We start from the raw sequence: 18330 nt of genomic DNA, 5'->3' as shown, positions 1-18330 counted from the left end.
GCAGGCGGCGGTCGCGCGTGCAGGGGAGCAGGGGCGCGTCCGATCGCCCACACAAGCCTAAACCCCTGCGCCTCGGGCCGGGGCACCCCGCGCCCGGGTAGCGTGGGACGCATGGAGTTCTACCGGACGACGCCGAGCCACGACCTGACGTACTCCGACGTGTTCCTCGTGCCGAGCCGGTCGGGCGTGACCAGCCGGCTCGACGTGTCGCTCGAGACGGCAGACGGATCGGGTGCGACCGTGCCGATCGTCTCGGCGAACATGAACTCCGTCACCGGCCCGCGGCTCGCCGCGTCGCTCGCCCGCCGCGGCGGCATCGGCGTCCTCCCGCAGGACCTGCACTTGCAAGACCTCGACGCCGCCATCCGCTGGGTCAAGGCGCAGTCTCCGGTCTTCGACACCCCCGTCTCGTTCTCGCCCGACGCGACCGCCGCCGACGCCCTCGAGGTGCTGCCCCCGGTCGCCGGGCAGGGCATCGTCCTCCAGGACGACGACGGGACGTTCGCCGGATGCATCGCCGCCGAGCGTCTCGCGAGCGCGCTGCCCGACGCCCGGCTCGGCGATCTCGTGCACGGCGGACTCCCGTCGCTCGACGCCGAGGACGTCTCCGACCCGCGTCGCGCCTTCGACCTCATGGTCGACGCCGGGCTCGAGTACGCCCCCGTCCTCAGGCACGGGCGAGTCGTGGGCGCCCTCAGCCGACGCAGCGCGCTGCGCGGCACCATCTACCGGCCGAACCTCGACGCTTCGGGCCGGCTGAGGGTGGCGGCGGCCGTCGGCATCAACGGCGACGTCGCAGGCAAGGCGCGGGCACTCGCCGAAGCGGGCGTCGACCTGCTCGTCGTCGACACCGCGCACGGCCACCAGGAAGGGATGCTCCGGGCGATCCGCATCGTCCGCGACCTCGGGCTCGGGCTGCCGATCGTCGCGGGCAACATCGTGACCGCGGCTGGCGTCGCCGACCTCGTGGAGGCCGGCGCCGACATCCTGAAGGTCGGCGTGGGCCCGGGCGCCATGTGCACGACCCGCATGATGACCGCGGTCGGACGCCCGCAGTTCTCCGCCGTGCTGGAGACCGCGGAGGCCGCGCGCGAGCTCGGCGCCCACGTGTGGGCCGACGGCGGCGTGCGCTACCCGCGCGACGTCGCCCTCGCGCTCGCCGCGGGCGCCTCGGCGGTGATGATCGGCTCGTGGTTCGCCGGCACGATCGAGGCGCCGGGCGCCCTCCGGCGCGACGCATCCGGCCGGCTCTACAAGGAGAGCTGGGGCATGGCGTCGACCAAGGCGGTGCGCGAGCGCTTCGACCGGTTGTCCCCGTACGAGCTGGCCCGCCGCGAGCTCTTCGCCGAGGGGATCTCGTCGTCGTCGATCTACCTCGACGCCCAGCGCCCGTCCGTCGAGGACCTGCTCGACATGATCACCTCCGGCGTGCGCAGTTCGGCGACTTACGCCGGGGCGACCACGCTCGCCGAGTTCCACGAACGCGCCCTCGTGGGCATCCAGTCGGCCGCCGGCTACGAGGAGGGCAAGGCGCTGCCGGTCAGCTGGTGAGCGGGAGCCCCTCGATATACTGGGTCGACCATGGACGATCCTCCCTCTGCGACCGCACCCGGCCATAGACCCCCGCCCGTGACCGATCGGGGAGGTGCGCGTGTCTGAGTGGATCCTGCTCGGCATCGGCCTCCTGCTCACGATCGGCACGGGCTTGTTCGTCGCGAGCGAGTTCTCGCTCGTCAATCTCGACCGCGCCGACCTCGAGTCGCGCCGCGCCAAGGGCGAGACCCGGCTCGGCATGACCATCGCCGCGTTGAAGATCACGTCGACGCACCTGTCGAGCGCCCAGCTCGGCATCACGCTGACGACGCTGCTCACGGGCTACACGATGGAGCCCGCCATCTCGTCGCTCCTCGCCGGACCGCTCGGCGCGATCGGGCTGCCCGAGGCGCTCGTCCGGCCGGTCGGGGCCACGACGGCCATGATCGTGGCGACGCTGCTCTCGATGGTGATCGGCGAGCTCGTGCCGAAGAACTTCGCGCTCGCCCTGCCGCGGCAGACCGCGAAGCTCGTGATGCCGTTCCAGGCCGGGTTCACCTGGGTGTTCCGGCCCGCCATCTCCCTGCTCAACGGCAGCGCGAACGGCATCCTGCGCTCCTTCGGCATCGAGCCGAAGGAGGAGCTGTCCGGCGCCCGGTCGGCGGAGGAACTGTCCTCGCTCGTGCGCCGCTCGGCGAGCGCCGGCCTGCTCGAGCAGGACACGGCGACGCTCCTCGGGCGGACGCTGCGCTTCGCCGACCACGACGCGTCCGACGTCATGACGCCGCGGCCGCGGCTCGCGGCCGTGCAGCGCGCCGAGTCGGCCGAGGCCGTCCTCGAGCTGGCCCGGCAGACGGGCTACTCCAGGTTCCCCGTCTACGACGAGAACCTCGACGACGTCGTCGGCGTCGTCCACGTGAAGCAGGCCGTCGCCGTGCCGCGCGAGCGCCGCCCCGACGTGCCCGCGTCCGCGCTGCAGTCGGAGGTGCTCCGGGTGCCGGAGACCATGACGCTCGACACCCTGCTCGGCGAGCTGCGCGGCCGCGGGTTCCAGATGGCCGTCGTCGTCGACGAGTACGGCGGGACCGCCGGCGTCGCCACGCTGGAGGACCTCGTGGAGGAGCTCGTGGGCGAGGTCGCCGATGAGCACGACCGCACGCGCGCCGGCATCGTCCGCCGCGGCGACCAGGTCAGCTTCCCCGGCATCCTCCGCCCGGACGAGCTGCTCGATCGCACCGCGATCCGGGTGCCGGAGGACGGCGACTACGAGACCGTCGCCGGATTCGTCACCAGCGCGCTCGGCCGCCTCGCGGCGGTGGGCGACGAGGTGGCGATCGACGGCGGCCGCCTCGTGGTGCAGCGCCTCGACGGACGACGGATCGACCGGCTGAGATTCATCCCCGATCCGTTGCCCGAGGCGGCGGACGAGGCCGAGATCGCCGACGTCCCGAGCCGACGGGAGGACGAGCGATGAGCGACTGGATGGGCCTCGTCTGGCTCGTGGTGCTCCTCGCGGGCAACGCCTTCTTCGTCGGCGCCGAGTTCGCGGTCATCTCCGCGCGGCGCTCGCAGATCGAGCCCCTGGCCGAGCGCGGCAGCCGACGTGCGAAGACCGCGCTCTGGGCGATGGAGCACGCGACGCTGATGCTCGCGATGAGTCAGCTCGGCATCACGATCTGCTCGCTGCTGATCCTGAACGTGTCGGAGCCGGCGATCCACCACCTGCTCGAGATTCCGCTGCACCTCACCGGCTGGCCCGAGGAGGTCATCGGCACGATCGCGTTCGTCATCACGCTCGTGCTCGTCTCGTACCTGCATGTCGTCTTCGGCGAGATGGTGCCGAAGAACCTCTCGTTCTCGCTGCCCGACAAGGCGGTGCTGTTGCTCGCGCCGCCGCTCGTGTGGATCGCCCGCGTGTTCCGGTTCGCGATCGTCGCCCTGAACGCCACCGCGAACGGCGTGCTGCGGCTCTTCCGGGTCGAGCCGAAGTCGGAGGCGTCCTCGACCTTCACGCTCGAAGAGGTGCAGACCATCGTCGACCAGTCGCGCCGCGAGGGCGTGCTCGACGATGCGAGCGGAACCCTGACCGCGGCGTTCGAGTTCACCACGAAGCGCGTGCGCGACGTCGCGGTGCCGATGGCGGAGCTCGTGAGCCTGCCGCCCGGCGCCACGCCCGCGGACGTCGAGCGCGCGGTCGCCCGGCACGGGTTCTCGCGGTACGTGCTCGTCGGCGCCGACGGCGATCCCGAGGGCTACGTGCACCTGAAGGACGTCATCGACCTCGACGACGACGAGTTCGATGACCCGCTGCCCGCGAAGCGCGTGCGCCGGCTCGTGTCGATCTTCGACGGCACCGACCTCGAGGACGCGCTCGCGACGATGCGCCGGCTCGGCACCCACGTCGCCCGGGCCTTCGACGAAGACGGGGCGACCACCGGCGTGATCTTCCTCGAGGACATCATCGAGGAGCTCGTCGGAGAGGTGCAGGACGCGACCAGGCGGGGATGATGCGCGATGGCGGCGCCCCTCCGCTGGGCGCCGCCGTCGTCACCAGTCGCCGCCGTTGACCTCCGGTCGGGCGCGCAGGTACTGCACGGGCCACATCGACGTGCCGGCACCGAGCTCGTGGGCGGCACGCATCGCGAAGTGCGGGTCGCGCATCTGCGCCTTGCCGAGCATGACGGCGTCGGCCGCGCCGGACGCGACGAGCTGTTCGGCCTGTTCGGCCGTCGTGATGCGGCCGACGGCCGACACCTCCACGCCGGCGTGCCGGCCCACGTACTCCGCGAACGGCGCCTGGTAGCCCGGCCCGACCGGGATGCCGGCGTCGCGTACGAGCCCACCGGTGGAGATGTCGAAGAAGTCGGCGCCGGCCTCCTCGGCCCAGCGCGCAACGGTCGAGGTCTGCGCCTCGTCCCAGCCGCCTTCGACCCAGTCGGTCGCGGAGAAGCGCACGAAGAGCGGCATCCGGTCGCCGATCTCGGCACGCACGGTGCGCACGATCTCGAGGAGCAGCCGCGCGCGGTGCTCGAGCGGGCCGCCCCAGCGGTCGTCGCGACGGTTCGACAGCGGCGACAGGAACTGGTGCACGAGGTAGCCGTGCGCCGCGTGCACCTCGACGACGTCGAAGCCCGCGTCGACGGCGCGCCGCGCGGCGGCGCGGAAGTCGGCGATCACCTGCAGGATGTCGGCCTCATCGAGCGCGACGGGTTCCCGGAGCCCGTCGAACGCGACGGCGGAGGCCGAGACCGTGGTCCAGCCGCCCTCGTCGAGCGGCTGCGACCCCGGCCGGCGGAGGTGCTCGGGCCAGACCGACGCCTTTCGGCCCGCGTGGGCGAGCTGGATGCCGGACGCGGCGCCCTGCGAGCGGATGAACCGTGTGATGCGGGCCCAGGCCTCGGCCTGCTCGTCGTTCCACAGGCCGGTGTCGTGGTCGGAGATGCGGCCCTCCGGCGAGACGGCAGTCGCTTCCGCCAGCACGAGTCCGGCGCCGCCGGCCGCCATCGAGCCGAGGTGCACCAGGTGCCAGTCGTGGGGGACGCCGTCGCGCCGGGTGACGGAGTACTGGCAGAGGGGCGGCACCCAGATGCGGTTGCGGATCTCGAGACCGCGGATGGTGATGGGCCGGAACAGCGCCGGCGTGTCCTCCGGACCGGACGCGGCGTCGGCTGCGGATGCCGGCGCGGCCCCTGCCGCCGTCGAGGGCGCGCTCATGACTCGAGCTCCCGCAGCCAGGCCTCGAGCGCGGCGGCGTCGGTGAAGACATGCCCCGCACCGCCGACGGCGATCGCGCCCTCGACGTTCTCGGCCTTGTTGTCGATGAAGACGAACTCGCCCGGCGCGATGCCGAGCTCGTCGATGACGCGCTCGTAGATCGCGGCGTCGGGCTTCACGAGGCCGAGCTCGCCGCTCACGAACACGCGCTCGAACAATGGCGCGAACGAGCCCGAGCGCAGCCAGCCGGAGAAGTCGGCGCCCGCGTTGGAGAGCAGCGCCAGCCGGGTGCCGCCGTCGCGGAGCGCGTGCAGCACGGCGAGCGTGCCCGGGTCGACGCTCAGCCAGCCGCGGTGGTCGATCGCCCACAGCTCGTGGATGTCGAGCTCGGTCCACGCGGCGCCGACATCGGCGCCGACCCGTCGCCAGTACGCCGCGATCGAGGCCGTGCCCTGATCGAGCGCCTCGCGATGCGCCCAGTACGCCGGCCAGAACGCCTCGGCCGGCACGCCGGCGCGGGCCACGAGCAGGGCACGGTCGGCCTCGCTCGGCGAACGGGAGATCACCTCGCCGTAGTCGAAGACGACGACGCGCGGCGCGAGGCTGATGGGGGAGGGCGGTGTCGGAGTCATCCATTCCAACCTACTGCGGGCGACGCCGGCCGCCGGGCGGCGGCCGGGCCTATCGTTGGTGCATGGACCAGGCGTCATGGGGGCAGTGGACGGCGGCCGAGGCCGCGTCATGGATCCGGCGGCCGGCCGCCGACGACGACAAGTACCGGCGAGGTGTGCTCGGTGTCGTCACGGGCTCGATCGAGTATCCCGGCGCCGCGGTGCTCGGCGTCGAGGCCGCGCACCGGGCGGGCGTCGGCATGGTGCGCTACTCGGGGCCGCGGCCCGTGCGCGAAGCCGTGCTGCTCCGGCGACCCGAGACCGTCACCCAGCCGGGCCGCGTGCAGGCGTGGCTGCTCGGCTCGGGCCTCGACCCGTCGCGCCGTTCCTTCATGCTCTCGGGCGACCTGCAGCACGCGCTCGCCTCCGGGCTGCCGGTCGTCCTCGACGCCGGCGGCCTCGACCTCGTCGGCACGCACACCGGCCCGACCGTGATCACCCCGCACGCCGGCGAGCTCGCGCGCCTGCTGGCGACGCGCGAGGTCGACACCAGCGTCGAGGAGATCCGCGCCGACCCGGGCGCCTGGGCGGAGCGCGCCGCGCACGAGACCGGCACGGCCGTGCTGCTGAAGGGCGCCACCACCTACGTGTGCGACCCCGAGGGCACGCGCATCGCGGTGGCGGCGCCGACGCACTGGCTCGCGACCGCCGGCACCGGCGACGTGCTCGGCGGCATCCTGGGCGCGCTCGCGGCCACGCATCACGAGCGGCTGGCGACGGATGCCGCGGCCCTCACCCGCCTCGCGGCGACGGCCGCGTACGTGCACGGCGAGGCGGCCAGGCTCGCAAGCGCCGCCGCGGGCGGCGGGCCCGTGACCGCGCTCGACGTGGCCGAGGCCGTGCCCCGGGTGGTGGGCGCCCTGCTCGGCTGAGCCCGCGCTAGAGGAACCGGGCGAGGAACTCGCGGGTCCTGGGCTCGCGCGGGTCGGTGAGGACCTCCTGCGCCGGGCCTTCCTCCACGATCGAGCCGCCGTCGAGGAAGACGACCCGGTCGGCGACCTCCCGCGCGAACGCCATCTCGTGCGTGGCCATGAGGATGGTCGTGCCCTGCTCGGCGAGCGATCGGACGAGGGCCAGCACCTCGCCGACGAGCTCGGGGTCGAGCGCGCTCGTGACCTCGTCGAGCAGCAGCAGCTCGGGACCGGTGAGGACGGCCCGGACGATGGCCACCCGCTGCTGCTGGCCGCCCGAAAGGCGGTCGGGGTAGGCGCCCGCGAGCCCGTCGAGCCCGATCGAGGCGAGCAATCGGTGCGCCTCCGCCTCGGCCTGCTGACGGGGCATCCGGTGCACGAGACGTGCCGCGAGGGTGACGTTCTCGAGCACCGAGAGGTGGGGGAAGAGGTTGTACGCCTGGAAGACCGCGCCGATCCGCGACCGGACGCGATCGGGATCGACCCGCGGGTCGCTGATGTCCTCGCCGCCGAGGCGGATGATGCCGTCGTCGATCGGCTCCAGGAGGTTCACGGTTCGCAGCAGCGTCGATTTGCCGGAACCGGAGGCCCCGATGAGCGCCACGACTTCGTGCGCGCCGACGTCGAGATCGACGCCCCGCAGCACCTCGTGCTCGCCGTACGCCCTGCGGATGCCGCGGAGCTCGAGCAGCGCGCCGCTCATACGATGCTCCCCGCGCGTTCGCGGGCGCGCATGCGCGCGGACACCCAGTCGGTGAGCCGGATCGTCGGCCAGGCGAGCAGCACGAACAGCAAGCCGGCCACCACGTACGGCGTGAAGTTGAAGTAGTGCGCCGTCTCGATCTGGGCCGCCCGGACCGCGTCCACGGCGCCGAGCACCGAGATGAGGCCGACGTCCTTCTGCATCGCCACGAAATCGTTCATCAGGGCGGGCGTGACGTTCCGAAGCGCCTGGGGGAGCACCACCCGGCGCATGGTCTGGCCGTGCGTCAGCCCGAGCGCCCGCGCCGCAAGCCGCTGCGAGGGATGCACTGCCTCGATGCCGGCGCGGAACACCTCGGAGACGTACGCCGAGTACACGAGGATGATCGCGATCGCCCCCCAGAACGCGGCGGGCATGCGCGCGAAGAACTCGAGGCCGGGCACGCCGTAGCCGACGAGGTAGAGCACGATGATGAGCGGGATGCCGCGGAACAGGTCGGTGTAGCCCGCCGCGAGTGCACGCAGCGGGAAGAACACCGGGCCGCGGAGCGTCCGGAGCGTCGCAAGCAGCAGCCCGAGCACGGCGACGCCGATCACTGCGAACACGAGCACCTGCAGGTTCAGCCACAGCCCTTCGAGGATCCGCGGGAACGAGGCGAGCGCGACCTCGGGGTCGAAGAACGACTGCTGCACCTTCGCCCAGCCGGGCGAGCCGCCGACCGCCCACACGAGCAGCACGGCGAAGACCAGCGTGCTGAGCGCGCTGACGAGCACCGACCGGGTCGTGCGCCGCCGACGGAACGCGCGGCGTTCGAGCTCGAGGTCGCTCGGCTGCCGGTCGCGGACGGTGGTCACAGGGGAACGGTACCGGGTGCCGCGCGCTACTGGAGCACGGGCGCCGTGTCGTCGCCGCCCAGCCACCGGTCGGCGAGCTCGGCGAGCGTGCCGTCCTCCCGCAGCGCATCCACGGCGGCCGAGACGTCGGCCGTGAGCGGGGAGTCCTTCGCGAGCACGAACCCGAACCGGTCCGCGCCCTCGGTGCCCGGGACCTGGCCGACGATGATGCCGCCGTCGAGCTCGACGCCCGTCAGGTAGAACGCGGTCGGGAGGTCGACGACGATCGCGTCGACCTGGCCGTTCTGCAGCGCGAACTTCGCGTCGTCGTTGGTGTTGAACACCTGCGCCCCGGCGTCGGGCTGGATGACGTCCTCGATGGCGGCGAGGCTCGTCGTACCGGTCTGCGCGCCCACGAGCAGCGGCTTGAGGTCGGCCAGCGAGGACGCATCGGCGGCCGGGGAGCCCTCGACCGTGATGACGACCTGCGTCGTCTCGTAGTACGGCGAGGAGAAGTCGACGGCCTCCTCGCGCTCGGGCGTGATCGAGAACTGCTGGAGGTTCAGGTCGAAGTCCTTCGGGCCGGGCGCGATCGCCTGGTCGAACGTCGTGCGAACCCAGACGACATCGTCCTCCGCGAAGCCCAGCTGCTCGGCGACGGCGTAGGCCACGGCCGGCTCGAAGCCCTCGCCCGACTCGGGGGCGTCGTCGATGACCCACGGGTAGTACGCCGGCTCGCCGGTGCCGATCGTGAGCTTGCCCTCGGTGACGTAGTCACCGCCGCCTCCTGCGGAGGGCGCGGCATCCGTGCCGCCTCCGGCGGCGCAGCCTGCGAGGCCGAGCGCGGCGACGGCGGCGAGGGCGAGGGCGGCGAGCGGGCGACGGGTCATCATGGCCTCCGGACGGTGGGTGCGGTGTGCCCAGCATCCCACCCGTGAGGTCCCCGACCGCCCCAGCATGGCGGAATGTGACACGCGCGTTAGGCTCGTCGCCATGACGACAGGGGGCGGCAGCGGGGCATCCGCCGAGCCCGGCCGCAGCCCGCTCCGGAGGTTCGCCGGCAGCCGTGCCGCGCTCTGGACCGCCTTCGCGCTCGTGCACGCGCTCCTCATCGCGCTGAACCTCGGCGGCCCCGGCTGGCCGCTCGGGGACGTCGAGTCGGTCTACCTCAACTGGGCGCAGGCCGCCGAACGCGGCTACCTCCGGATGGGCATCGACGCGCCGTGGGTCTACCCGATCCTCGCATTCGCCCCGATGGCCGCCTCGCTCGCCTTCGGCGCTGACTGGTACCCCGAGACCTGGCTCGCGCTCGTGACGCTGCTCGACGCGGCGGCCTTCGCGATCCTGCTCGGGCCGCGACGCCTCGCCCGGACCCGCCGGCTCGCCGCCTGGTGGTGGCTGGCGTTCCTCGCCCTCCTCGGCCCGATTGCGCTCGGCCGCATCGACGCGGTCACGGTGCCGCTCGCCATCGCGGGGCTGCTCTGGGCGTTCGGCCGGCCGCGCGTCGCAGCGGCCCTGCTCACGATCGGCGCCTGGGTCAAGGTCTGGCCGGCAGCGCTCGTCGCGGCCGTCGTGGTCGCGCACCGCCGTCGCCGCGAGGTCGTCACCGTCGCGGTCGCCCTGAGCGTCGGCATCGTCGCCGTGTGCCTGCTCGCCGGGTCGGGCCTGAACGTCTTCGGGTTCGTCGGTCAGCAGGCGGGGCGGGGGCTGCAGGTGGAGGCGCCGGTCGGCGTGTTCTGGCTCTGGCAGATCGTCGCCGGCGCCGAGGACGTGCAGGTCGGCTACGACCGGCGCATCCTCACCTACCAGATCAGCGGAGCCGGTGTGGAGCTCGCCGCCTCGCTCACGACGCCGGTCATGGCCGTCGCCGCGATCGCCGTCGTCCTCGTCGGCGTCCGCGCCGTCCGGCGGGGCGCGAGCGTCGGACGGATCCTCGCGCCGCTCGCGCTCAGCCTCGTCGTCGTCCTCATGCTCGCGAACAAAGTCGGCTCGCCGCAGTTCGCCACGTGGCTTGCCGCGCCGCTCATCCTCGGCCTCGCGACGAGACCGCGCCGGTACGTCGTGCCCGCCGTGCTCGCCTGGCTCGTCGCCGGTTTCACCCAGCTGATCTACCCGTACTGGTACGGCTGGCTCCTCGTGGCGAACCCGGGCTTCGTGCTCCTGCTGACGGCGAAGGTCGTCGCCCTCGTGCTGCTCGCCGGGTGGGGCATCCGCTCGCTGTGGCAGGCTGGGAGCCTGCGGGCCGCACCGGCCGGCGGTCACCCGGCCGCGGCCTCGGCCCGCGCCGAGGAGGGATGATGCTGGTCGCGTTTTCGGTCGCGCCGAGCGGCACCGGGCGGGAAGACGGGTCGGTGCACGACGCGGTCGCCGCGGCGGTGCGCGTCGTGCGCGAGTCGGGCCTGCCGAACCGCACGACGTCGATGTTCACCGAGCTCGAGGGCGAGTGGGACGAGGTGTTCGACGTGGTGCGCCGGGCGACCGAGGCGGTCGCCGCGTACGGCTCGCGGGTCTCGCTCGTGCTAAAGGCCGACATCCGCCCCGGGTACACCGGCGAGCTCGACGCGAAGGTCGAGCGACTCGAGCGGGCGCTCGACGCGGAATAAGGCCCGCGCTCCGCGACGGGAGCGACCGCGCTCGCCAACGAGCCCGTCGCCGGGGCATCCGTTCTCGAATCGATTCGATCCATGGCAGGATCGACGGGTGACCCTCATCGCCGACGGGCCGGCGAGCTGGTCGCCCGCCCGCATCCGCCTCGCGCTTCTCGCCCTCGCCCTGGGCGGCTTCGGCATCGGCTCGACCGAGTTCGTCGCCATGGGACTGCTGCCCGACATCGCTGCCGACCTGATGCCCGCGCTCTACGCCCAATCGCCGGAGGATGCGAACGCGCGGGCCGGCTGGATCATCTCCGCCTACGCGGCGGGCGTCGTGGTCGGAGCGCCGACCATCGCCGCGGCAGCCGCCAGGTGGCCGCGCAAGCGCCTGCTCCTCGTCCTGCTCACCGCGTTCACGCTCGGCACGGTCGCCTCGGCCTTGCTGCCGAGCTTCGAGCTCGTCCTCGCGGCCAGGTTCGTCGCGGCCCTGCCGCACGGGGCCTACTTCGGCATCGCCTCGCTCGTCGCCGCGAGCCTCATGGGGCCGGGCAAGCGCGCGAGGGGGGTCGCGCTCGTGCTCTCCGGACTCACGATCGCCAACGTCGTCGGCGTCCCCGCGATCACCTGGCTCGGTCAGGCCGCCGGCTGGCGGATCGCGTACCTCGCCGTCGCCGGCATCTTCGCGCTCACGTTCCTCGCCGTCCTCGCGGTCGTGCCCTGGCAGCCGGGCGACCCCCGCGCCACCATGGCGCGGGAGCTCCGCGCGTTCACCCGCGCCCAGGTGTGGTTCGCACTCGCGATCGGCGCGATCGGGTTCGGCGGGCTCTTCGCGGTCTACAGCTACGTCGCCCCGCTCGCGACCGAGGTCACCGGCCTGCCCCCGGCGCTCGTCCCCGTGGCGCTCATCGCGATCGGCCTCGGCATGACGGTCGGCAACCTCGTTGGCGGCCGCCTCGCCGACTGGAGCGTGCGACGCTCGATGTACCTGTTCTTCGCCGTGCTCGCCGCCGCACTCGTGCTGCTCGGCTTCACCGCGTCGAGCCCCGTCGGGCTCTTCGCCGGCATCTTCCTCGTGGGCGGTGCGTCCTCAGCACTCTCGCCGACCATCCAGGCCCGCCTCATGGACGTCGCCCGCGACAGCCAGTCGATCGCCGCCGCGCTGAATCACTCCGCGCTGAACATCGGCAACAGCCTGGGCGCGCTCCTCGGCGGGCTCGCGATCGCGGGCGGCCTCGGATACGTGGCGCCCGTCTGGATCGGACTCGGGCTCACGCTCGCCGGAGCGGCGCTCGCCGTCGCGAGTTTCTGGCTCCAGCGCGCGCAGGGGAGGCGCGGCGTCGCCCTGCCGTACGCAACCGGCGCGACCCCGGTCGTCGAGTAGACCGAGCGTCGCGCGGGACGGTCGGGCTCAGTCGCTCTGCAGCAGGATGCCGTCGGCGATGGCGCGCTTCCGGAGCGCCACCTTCGTGCCCACGTCGAACCCCGCGACGCGGTACTTCTCGCGGATGCGCTTGAGGTAGCTCTTCGCCGTCTCCTCCGAGATGCCGAGCTGGAACGCCACGGCCTTCACCGGCTGGCCCGCGCCGTAGAGCGCCATGACCCGGCGCTCCTGGGCCGACAGCTTCGGCGTCTGCCCGTCTTCGACGAGTGTGGCCTCGAGCTCGGGCGTGAGGTACGACTCCCCGAGCTTCGCCGCGCGGATCGCCTCGACGATGGTCTCGACGGGCTCCGACTTCGGCAGGTAGCCGAGCGCGCCCGCGGAGAGCGCCTCCCGGACCACCGCGGGTTCGGAGTAGGTGCTGATGAGCATGGTCTGCACGTCGGCGGACTTCAGCATCGAGAGCTTCAGTGACACCGGGATGTTGTCTTTCAGGTCGAGGTCGAGCAGCACGACGTCGACGGGAAACCTGGGGTGCGCGAGCAGCTCGGACCAGGACGGCACTGCGGCGACGACGTCGATGTCGGGTGCCGCCGTGCGCAACCACTCGCTGAGGGCCCCGAGGAGCATGCGGTGATCGTCGACGATCGCGAGCCGGATCGGTGTGGCTTCGGTCATTCAGGTTCCCCTCGTTCGGGCGCCTCGATCGAGCGCAGAGGATGCAGGGCGGACCAGGGCGTCCGTCCGGCAGGAGACGTCGATGCGGAAACGGTCGGCGCTCGTGACGATGTGGTGTGCTCCGACACTACCGACCGCATCCCACGCCGCGGGATCGACATGACGCGGAGACACTCCGGACACGTCGATCCGGATCCGGAGGTCGGCGTCGTCGTCGAACTCCTCGTCGAGGGAGGCCACGCTCACCCGGGCGCTCGCCGACTGGCGCCGCGGACGTTCGGCGACGAGCAGCCAGAGCGCGAACAGCAGCCCCTCGCGCTGGCCGGCGGAGAGCTTGCCGGCGAGCCCGCCCGGGTCGTCGACCTCGACGCGGCCCGAGAGGTACGCCGATTCGGCGACGGCGTGGCGCAGCCACGTGTCGGTGCGCCCCTCGATGAGCCGGACCCGGAGGCGGGCGGCGAGCTGCCCGGCGAGCTCGGCCGTCTCGGGCGGCAGGGGGATCGCGATGCGTCCGGCGCCGACGTCTTCGAGGAGGGCCTCCGCGTCGTAGTCGAGCTGCGCGAGCTCCTCTGAGGCCCGCATGCCGACCGCGGACCGCGGCGTGGACACCGTCGACTGCACGAGCGAGAGGTCGACCTCGCGTCGGACCAGGCGCCGGAACCCGCGCACGGCGATCGTGACGAGCACCACGGGGACCACGGATGCCGCGGCCACCGCGAGGCCGAGCGCGGTCGCCCGGCCGGCGGTCGGCAGCTGCAGCAGCGACTCGACCGCGAGGACCGCGCCGATCGCGCCGGCGGCGATGAGGGGGGCGTTGGTTCCTCGCAGCGCCACGATGGGCATGAGCGCGGCTGCGGCTGCGGCTGCGGCAGTGGGGGTGACGCCCACGCCGAGCCGGCCGGCGGTGGCGGCGACATCGAGCCACACCGGCACGGCGAGGCCCGCGAGCATCGCCGCGAACAGCCAGTCGGGCACGCGACGCGACAGCAGGGAAACGGATGCCGCGCCCCCGGCGACGACCACCGCCAGGGCGATCCACGCCGGCCAAGGCCCGGGCCCCGGCGGGAAGTACGGAGCGAGGGTCACCGCGTGCACGAGATGCGCGGCGACGAGGATGCCGGCGACGACCGTGATTCCCGCGGCGAGCCGGATGCCGCCATGGGCGCCGTGCACGTCGCCGGCGGCTCTCGCCGATCTGGTGGGGCGGCGGAAGCTCCGCTCGCGCCCAGCCGTCGCCGTCGACTCGTCGAATCCGCCGCTCACGGTTTCGGCACCTCCAGCATCACCGTGGTGCCCGCGCCCGGTGAGGAGAACACGCGCGCCCGGCCGCCGACGGCCTGCAGCCGGCCCACGACGGACTCCGCGAAGCCGAGCCGCGCGGGGTCGACCGCCTCGGGCGTGAAGCCCGCGCCCGCATCCGACACCATGGCTCGAACGGTGTGCTCGTCGTCGGTGACGGTGACATCCGCCTCGTTGACGCCCGCGTGGCGGCGGACGTTCTCGAGGCACTCGCCGAGTGCGCCGAGGAGGGCGTCGAGGGTGTCGCGGGGCAGCGCGAGCTGCCCGGCGCCGTGCCAGTTCACGTCGAGCCCCATGCGGGAGAACCGCTGACGGACGGACTCGAAGGTGGTGCCGAGCTCGTCGGCGCCGGTGTCGGGGGAGAACAGGGCGTCGACGCCGGGGTCGAGGGGCGCGCCGAGTCGGAGCAGGCGCAGCAGCCTGGCGTCGTCGCCCGCCTGCTGGCGGAGTGCGCCGGGCCCGACGCCGACGCCGGAGTGCGCGAGCAGGCTGAGTGTGGCCAGCACGGTGTCGTGGAGCACGCGGGCATCCTGGCGCTGCTGCGCCTCGAGCTCGCTGGCGAGGCGCTCGGCCTCGTGCGCCCGGCCGACCTCCGCGATGCGCTCGCCGGTGCGCTCGATGGCGCGGTCGAGCCAGCGGCCGAGGGCGGCGCTCGACGCCCAGCCCGCGATGCCCGCGAGCAGCGGTGCGGCGGCGAGGCCGCCGAGGGCTGCGAGCACCCAGAGGGTGAGGAGCACCGCGGCGGCGAGGGCGGCGACGATCAGCCCGCCTCTCGGCCGCACGACGAGCGGGATGGCCGTGGAGGCGGCGGTGACGCCCGCCGTGGCGGAGATCGCCACCATCGCGACCGGATCGGAGCCCGGGCCCGCGCCGATCAGCACGATCTCGGCGATGGATCCGGCGACGACCCCGGCCGACAGCAGCAGTGAGCCCTGCTCGTTCGCGAGGTGCACGAGCAGGCCGACGGCGACCGCGACGAGGAGGGCGAAGGTGAGGAGCCATCCGGAGAGCGTGCCCGGCACCGCGAGGCAGGCGAGTGTCGCGGCGGTTCCCGTGAGACCGGCGGTGCGGGCGACGCGCCGGAGGACGCGATCGCGCTCCTTGCGGATCCGCTTCATGACACCCCCAGATGCACGTCGGTCGGGCGTGCTCGCATGCGACTCCCGGTCAGAGCGTACCGCGTCGACCCGCTCCAAACGGAGGCCGCCGTCCGGCGGGCACCCCTCGGAGTCGGCGCGTTACGCCGCGAGCAGCGTGCGCAGCGCCTCGCCGACCGCGTCGTCCTCAATGAGGAAGGCGTCGTGGCCGTACTCGGAGGACACCACGACCGGGTCGGGGCCGTGCACGCTGTGCGGCATCAGGGCGGCGATCTCGCGCTGGCCGGTGAGCGGGAAGTACCGGTCGGAGTCGATGCCGAGGACGAGGCTCGCCGCCTCGATGCGCGCGAGCGCCGCCGCGACGCCGCCGCGGCCGCGGCCGACGTCGTGCGAGTTCATCGCCTCGGTGAGGACGAGGTAGCTGTTCGCGTCGAATCGTCTCGTGAACCGGTTGCCGTGGAAGTCGAGGTAGGACTCGACGGCGAAGCGCCCGCCGCCGCCCAGCGGGTCGAGCCCCGACTGCCAGCTGCGGGCGAACCGTTCGTCGAGCTCTCCCGCCGTGCGGTAGTTCAGCATCGCGAGCCGGCGTGCCAGGGCGAGTCCGCGGCTCGGACCGTCGCCGTCGGGCGCGTCGTAGTAGGCCCCGCCGCGGAACGCGGCGTCGGCGCGGACGGCCTCGAGCTGCACCGCGTTGTGCGCGATCTGGTCGGCCGACGTCGCGGCCGGTGCGGCGAGCACCGCGATCCGCTCGACGGCCTGCGGAGCCGTGATCGCCCACTCGAGCACGTGCATCGCCCCCATCGAGCCACCGATGACCGCGGCGAATCGCTCGATGCCGAGCTCGCGGGCGAACGCCAGCTGTGCGGCGACCTGGTCGCGGATGGTGAGGAAGGGGAACCGCGGCCCCCATTCGACCAGGTCGGGGGCGAGCGACGCGGGACCGGTGGTTCCCTGGCAGCCGCCGAGCACGTTGGGGGCGACCACGAACCAGCGATCGGTGTCGATGGCGAGCCCGGGGCCGACGACGCCGGGCCACCAGCCGCCGGTCGGATGCCGCGGCCCCGCGGGCCCCCGCACGTGACTGTCGCCCGTCAGGGCGTGCAGCACCAGCACGGCGTTGTCGCGGGCGGGGGAGAGCTCACCCCACGACTCGTAGGCGATGCGGACGCCGGGCAAGGTTTCGCCCGATTCGAGCGGGACGTCGCCGACGGAGACGAACCGGCGGTCGCCGACCGGGTCGCCCTCGCGCCAGGCACCCGTCGCCGGTGCGCGGTTGGGCGCGATCGCGGGCGGCAGATCCGGGACCGCGCGGGCCGGAGACGCCTCCGCCGTCCGCTGCCAGTCCATGCGTCGATTCTCGCCGACGGTCGGGCGACGCGCTCGATTGTTACGCCTGCGGCACCCGGCCGCGGCATCCGACGCCGGCACCGCGGCGCGCCTGCCGCCGCAGCCGTGAGACGACGGATGCCGCGGACCCGACAGGTCCGCGGCATCCGTTCGCCGGGCGACGCGTGCTAGACGCGCGCCGCCTCCGTCGCCGCGCGAGCGGCCGCGAGGCCCGCCGTCAGGTCGGCCTTGAGGTCGTCGACGTGCTCGATGCCGATCGAGAGGCGGACGAGGCCGGGGGTCACGCCGGTCGTCAGCTGCTGCTCGGGCGTGAGCTGCGAGTGCGTCGTCGACGCGGGGTGGATCACGAGCGAGCGGACGTCGCCGATGTTCGCCAGGTGGCTGAACAGCGAGAGGTTGTCGACGAGGGCGCGGCCCGCGTCGACGCCGCCCTTCAGCTCGAAGGAGAGCACCGCGCCGACGCCCTTCGGCGCGTACGTGTTCGCGGCCGCGTACCACGGGCTCGTGGGCAGCCCCGAGTAGTTCACGTGCGCGACGTCGGGGTGGTCGTCGAGCCACTCGGCGATCTCCTGCGCGTTCTGCACGTGGCGCTCGATGCGCAGCGACAGCGTCTCGATGCCCTGGATCAGCTGCCAGGCGTTGTTCGGCGCGATCGCGGCGCCGAGGTCGCGCAGCAGCTGCACCCGGGCCTTGATGACGTACGCGAGCCCGTCGCCGACGGCGGCCGTGTAGCTCGCGCCGTGGTACGACGGGTCGGGCTCGGTGAGTCCCGGGAACTTCTCGACGTGCTCCGACCACGCGAAGCGCCCGCCGTCGACGATGACGCCGCCGACGACCGTGCCGTGCCCTCCGAGGAACTTCGTCGCCGAGTGCACGACGATGTCGGCACCGTGCTCGAACGGGCGGATCAGGTACGGCGTCGCGATCGTGTTGTCGACGATCAGCGGGATGCCGGCCTCGTGGGCGATGCCCGACACCAGCGAGATGTCGAGGACGTTGATCTTCGGGTTGCCGATCGTCTCGGCGAAGAACAGCTTCGTGTTCGGCCGGACCGCGCGGCGCCACTCGTCGGCGTCGTCCTGGTTCTCGACGAACGTGGTCTCGATGCCGAGCTTCGCGAGCGTGTACTTGAAGAGGTTGTACGTGCCGCCGTAGATCGAGGAGCTCGAGACGATGTGGTCGCCCGCCTGAGCGATGTTCAGCACGGCGAAGGTCTCCGCCGCCTGACCCGAGGCGACCAGCAGCGCGCCCGTGCCGCCCTCGAGCGCCGCGATGCGCTCCTCGACGACCGCCTGCGTCGGGTTCTGGATGCGCGTGTAGATGTTGCCGAACTCGGCGAGCGCGAACAGGTTCTTCGCGTGGTCGGCGTTGTCGAACACGTACGACGTCGTCTGGTAGATCGGGGTCGCGCGGGCCTTGGTCACCGGGTCGGGTGCGGCGCCCGAGTGGACCTGCTTCGTCTCGAATCGCCAGTCGGCGGTGGGCTCGGTCATGGGGTCTCCTTCGGCTCGGCCAGCGGTCCGGCCGCGGCTTGGAGCCACCGTACGAGCCCCCGATCGGACCGGCAATCGGTGC

At 73.1% G+C, this 18330-nt stretch carries 17 protein-coding genes; 7 read left to right on the top strand and 10 right to left on the bottom strand.

Annotated features, from left to right (window positions below):
- Window positions 1-111 precede the first annotated feature (111 nt).
- The 3 genes from ABIQ69_RS11205 to ABIQ69_RS11195 all read left to right on the top strand — a co-directional run bounded on the left by ABIQ69_RS11205 (window position 112) and on the right by ABIQ69_RS11195 (window position 4041).
- Complete coding sequence (locus tag ABIQ69_RS11205; protein WP_350347197.1) at window positions 112-1551, top strand: GuaB1 family IMP dehydrogenase-related protein; 1440 nt, start codon at window positions 112-114, stop codon at window positions 1549-1551.
- Window positions 1552-1651: 100 nt separating this feature from the next.
- Window positions 1652-3007, top strand: coding sequence for a hemolysin family protein (locus tag ABIQ69_RS11200; RefSeq protein WP_350347196.1), 1356 nt, complete (start codon window positions 1652-1654; stop codon window positions 3005-3007).
- Complete coding sequence (locus ABIQ69_RS11195; RefSeq protein ID WP_350347195.1) at window positions 3004-4041, top strand: hemolysin family protein; 1038 nt, start codon at window positions 3004-3006, stop codon at window positions 4039-4041. Before ABIQ69_RS11200 ends, ABIQ69_RS11195 begins: the two co-directional genes overlap by 4 nt.
- 39 nt (window positions 4042-4080) lie before the next feature.
- Here ABIQ69_RS11195 and ABIQ69_RS11190 read toward each other — a convergent pair whose 3' ends face one another.
- A complete protein-coding gene (locus ABIQ69_RS11190) occupies window positions 4081-5247 on the bottom strand; it encodes an NADH:flavin oxidoreductase/NADH oxidase (RefSeq protein WP_350347194.1) in 1167 nt (388 codons plus the stop codon).
- Window positions 5244-5879: an HAD family phosphatase gene (locus tag ABIQ69_RS11185; RefSeq protein ID WP_350347193.1), complete on the bottom strand. Its 636-nt coding sequence runs from the start codon at window positions 5877-5879 to the stop codon at window positions 5244-5246. Before ABIQ69_RS11185 ends, ABIQ69_RS11190 begins: the two co-directional genes overlap by 4 nt.
- Before the next feature lie 62 nt (window positions 5880-5941).
- On the opposite strand from ABIQ69_RS11185, the gene ABIQ69_RS11180 reads away from it, so the two are divergent.
- A complete protein-coding gene (locus ABIQ69_RS11180; protein ID WP_350347192.1) occupies window positions 5942-6790 on the top strand; it encodes an ADP/ATP-dependent (S)-NAD(P)H-hydrate dehydratase in 849 nt (282 codons plus the stop codon).
- Window positions 6791-6797: 7 nt separating this feature from the next.
- On the opposite strand, the gene ABIQ69_RS11175 is transcribed toward ABIQ69_RS11180, so the two are convergent.
- From ABIQ69_RS11175 to ABIQ69_RS11165, 3 genes are read right to left on the bottom strand one after another with little or no spacing between them, the layout of a single operon-like run.
- Window positions 6798-7532, bottom strand: coding sequence for an amino acid ABC transporter ATP-binding protein (locus ABIQ69_RS11175; RefSeq protein WP_350347191.1), 735 nt, complete (start codon window positions 7530-7532; stop codon window positions 6798-6800).
- On the bottom strand, window positions 7529-8386 hold the full coding sequence (locus ABIQ69_RS11170) for an amino acid ABC transporter permease (protein ID WP_350347190.1): 858 nt from the start codon (window positions 8384-8386) through the stop codon (window positions 7529-7531). Before ABIQ69_RS11170 ends, ABIQ69_RS11175 begins: the two co-directional genes overlap by 4 nt.
- A gap of 26 nt (window positions 8387-8412) precedes the next feature.
- Window positions 8413-9255: an ABC transporter substrate-binding protein gene (locus tag ABIQ69_RS11165; protein ID WP_350347189.1), complete on the bottom strand. Its 843-nt coding sequence runs from the start codon at window positions 9253-9255 to the stop codon at window positions 8413-8415.
- Between the two features lie 103 nt (window positions 9256-9358).
- Here ABIQ69_RS11165 and ABIQ69_RS11160 point away from each other — a divergent pair, with 103 nt between their 5' ends.
- The 3 genes from ABIQ69_RS11160 to ABIQ69_RS11150 all read left to right on the top strand — a co-directional run bounded on the left by ABIQ69_RS11160 (window position 9359) and on the right by ABIQ69_RS11150 (window position 12337).
- A complete protein-coding gene (locus ABIQ69_RS11160) occupies window positions 9359-10663 on the top strand; it encodes a hypothetical protein (protein ID WP_350347188.1) in 1305 nt (434 codons plus the stop codon).
- Entirely contained in the window at window positions 10663-10968 is a 306-nt protein-coding gene (locus ABIQ69_RS11155) for a thiamine-binding protein (protein ID WP_350347187.1), read from the top strand. The genes ABIQ69_RS11160 and ABIQ69_RS11155 overlap by 1 nt, the downstream gene beginning before the upstream one ends.
- Before the next feature lie 97 nt (window positions 10969-11065).
- Entirely contained in the window at window positions 11066-12337 is a 1272-nt protein-coding gene (locus tag ABIQ69_RS11150; protein ID WP_350347186.1) for an MFS transporter, read from the top strand.
- A gap of 27 nt (window positions 12338-12364) precedes the next feature.
- On the opposite strand, the gene ABIQ69_RS11145 is transcribed toward ABIQ69_RS11150, so the two are convergent.
- The 5 genes from ABIQ69_RS11145 to ABIQ69_RS11125 all read right to left on the bottom strand — a co-directional run bounded on the left by ABIQ69_RS11145 (window position 12365) and on the right by ABIQ69_RS11125 (window position 18248).
- Window positions 12365-13012 (bottom strand): response regulator transcription factor, encoded by a 648-nt coding sequence (locus tag ABIQ69_RS11145; protein WP_350347185.1) that lies wholly within the window; start codon window positions 13010-13012, stop codon window positions 12365-12367.
- Entirely contained in the window at window positions 13013-14275 is a 1263-nt protein-coding gene (locus ABIQ69_RS11140; protein ID WP_350347184.1) for a hypothetical protein, read from the bottom strand.
- Window positions 14272-15429 carry an ATP-binding protein gene (locus ABIQ69_RS11135; RefSeq protein ID WP_350347183.1) on the bottom strand — a complete coding sequence of 386 codons (1158 nt, stop codon included), beginning with the start codon at window positions 15427-15429 and terminating at the stop codon, window positions 14272-14274. The genes ABIQ69_RS11140 and ABIQ69_RS11135 overlap by 4 nt, the downstream gene beginning before the upstream one ends.
- A 120-nt stretch (window positions 15430-15549) precedes the next feature.
- Window positions 15550-16755, bottom strand: a complete 1206-nt coding sequence (locus ABIQ69_RS11130; protein WP_350347182.1) for a homoserine O-acetyltransferase — start codon at window positions 16753-16755, stop codon at window positions 15550-15552.
- A gap of 167 nt (window positions 16756-16922) precedes the next feature.
- On the bottom strand, window positions 16923-18248 hold the full coding sequence (locus ABIQ69_RS11125; protein ID WP_350347181.1) for a bifunctional o-acetylhomoserine/o-acetylserine sulfhydrylase: 1326 nt from the start codon (window positions 18246-18248) through the stop codon (window positions 16923-16925).
- Between the last annotated feature and the right edge of the window lie 82 nt (window positions 18249-18330).

Origin of the sequence: Agromyces sp. G08B096 (genome assembly GCF_040267705.1) — a bacterium.
Taxonomy (GTDB): Bacteria; Actinomycetota; Actinomycetes; order Actinomycetales; family Microbacteriaceae; genus Agromyces.
The sequence above is the reverse complement of the archived record's forward strand: the minus strand, read 5'-3'. Positions and strand labels throughout refer to the sequence as shown.

Coding starts and splice junctions, on each gene's coding strand:
- ABIQ69_RS11155 (WP_350347187.1), top strand. CDS start 10,663: ATGCTGGTCGCGTTTTCGGTCGCGCCGAGCGGCACCGGGCGGGAAGAC.
- ABIQ69_RS11135 (WP_350347183.1), bottom strand. CDS start 15,429: ATGAAGCGGATCCGCAAGGAGCGCGATCGCGTCCTCCGGCGCGTCGCC.
- ABIQ69_RS11195 (WP_350347195.1), top strand. CDS start 3,004: ATGAGCGACTGGATGGGCCTCGTCTGGCTCGTGGTGCTCCTCGCGGGC.
- ABIQ69_RS11160 (WP_350347188.1), top strand. CDS start 9,359: ATGACGACAGGGGGCGGCAGCGGGGCATCCGCCGAGCCCGGCCGCAGC.
- ABIQ69_RS11180 (WP_350347192.1), top strand. CDS start 5,942: ATGGACCAGGCGTCATGGGGGCAGTGGACGGCGGCCGAGGCCGCGTCA.
- ABIQ69_RS11190 (WP_350347194.1), bottom strand. CDS start 5,247: ATGAGCGCGCCCTCGACGGCGGCAGGGGCCGCGCCGGCATCCGCAGCC.
- ABIQ69_RS11165 (WP_350347189.1), bottom strand. CDS start 9,255: ATGACCCGTCGCCCGCTCGCCGCCCTCGCCCTCGCCGCCGTCGCCGCG.
- ABIQ69_RS11130 (WP_350347182.1), bottom strand. CDS start 16,755: ATGGACTGGCAGCGGACGGCGGAGGCGTCTCCGGCCCGCGCGGTCCCG.
- ABIQ69_RS11175 (WP_350347191.1), bottom strand. CDS start 7,532: ATGAGCGGCGCGCTGCTCGAGCTCCGCGGCATCCGCAGGGCGTACGGC.
- ABIQ69_RS11205 (WP_350347197.1), top strand. CDS start 112: ATGGAGTTCTACCGGACGACGCCGAGCCACGACCTGACGTACTCCGAC.
- ABIQ69_RS11145 (WP_350347185.1), bottom strand. CDS start 13,012: ATGACCGAAGCCACACCGATCCGGCTCGCGATCGTCGACGATCACCGC.
- ABIQ69_RS11125 (WP_350347181.1), bottom strand. CDS start 18,248: ATGACCGAGCCCACCGCCGACTGGCGATTCGAGACGAAGCAGGTCCAC.
- ABIQ69_RS11185 (WP_350347193.1), bottom strand. CDS start 5,879: ATGACTCCGACACCGCCCTCCCCCATCAGCCTCGCGCCGCGCGTCGTC.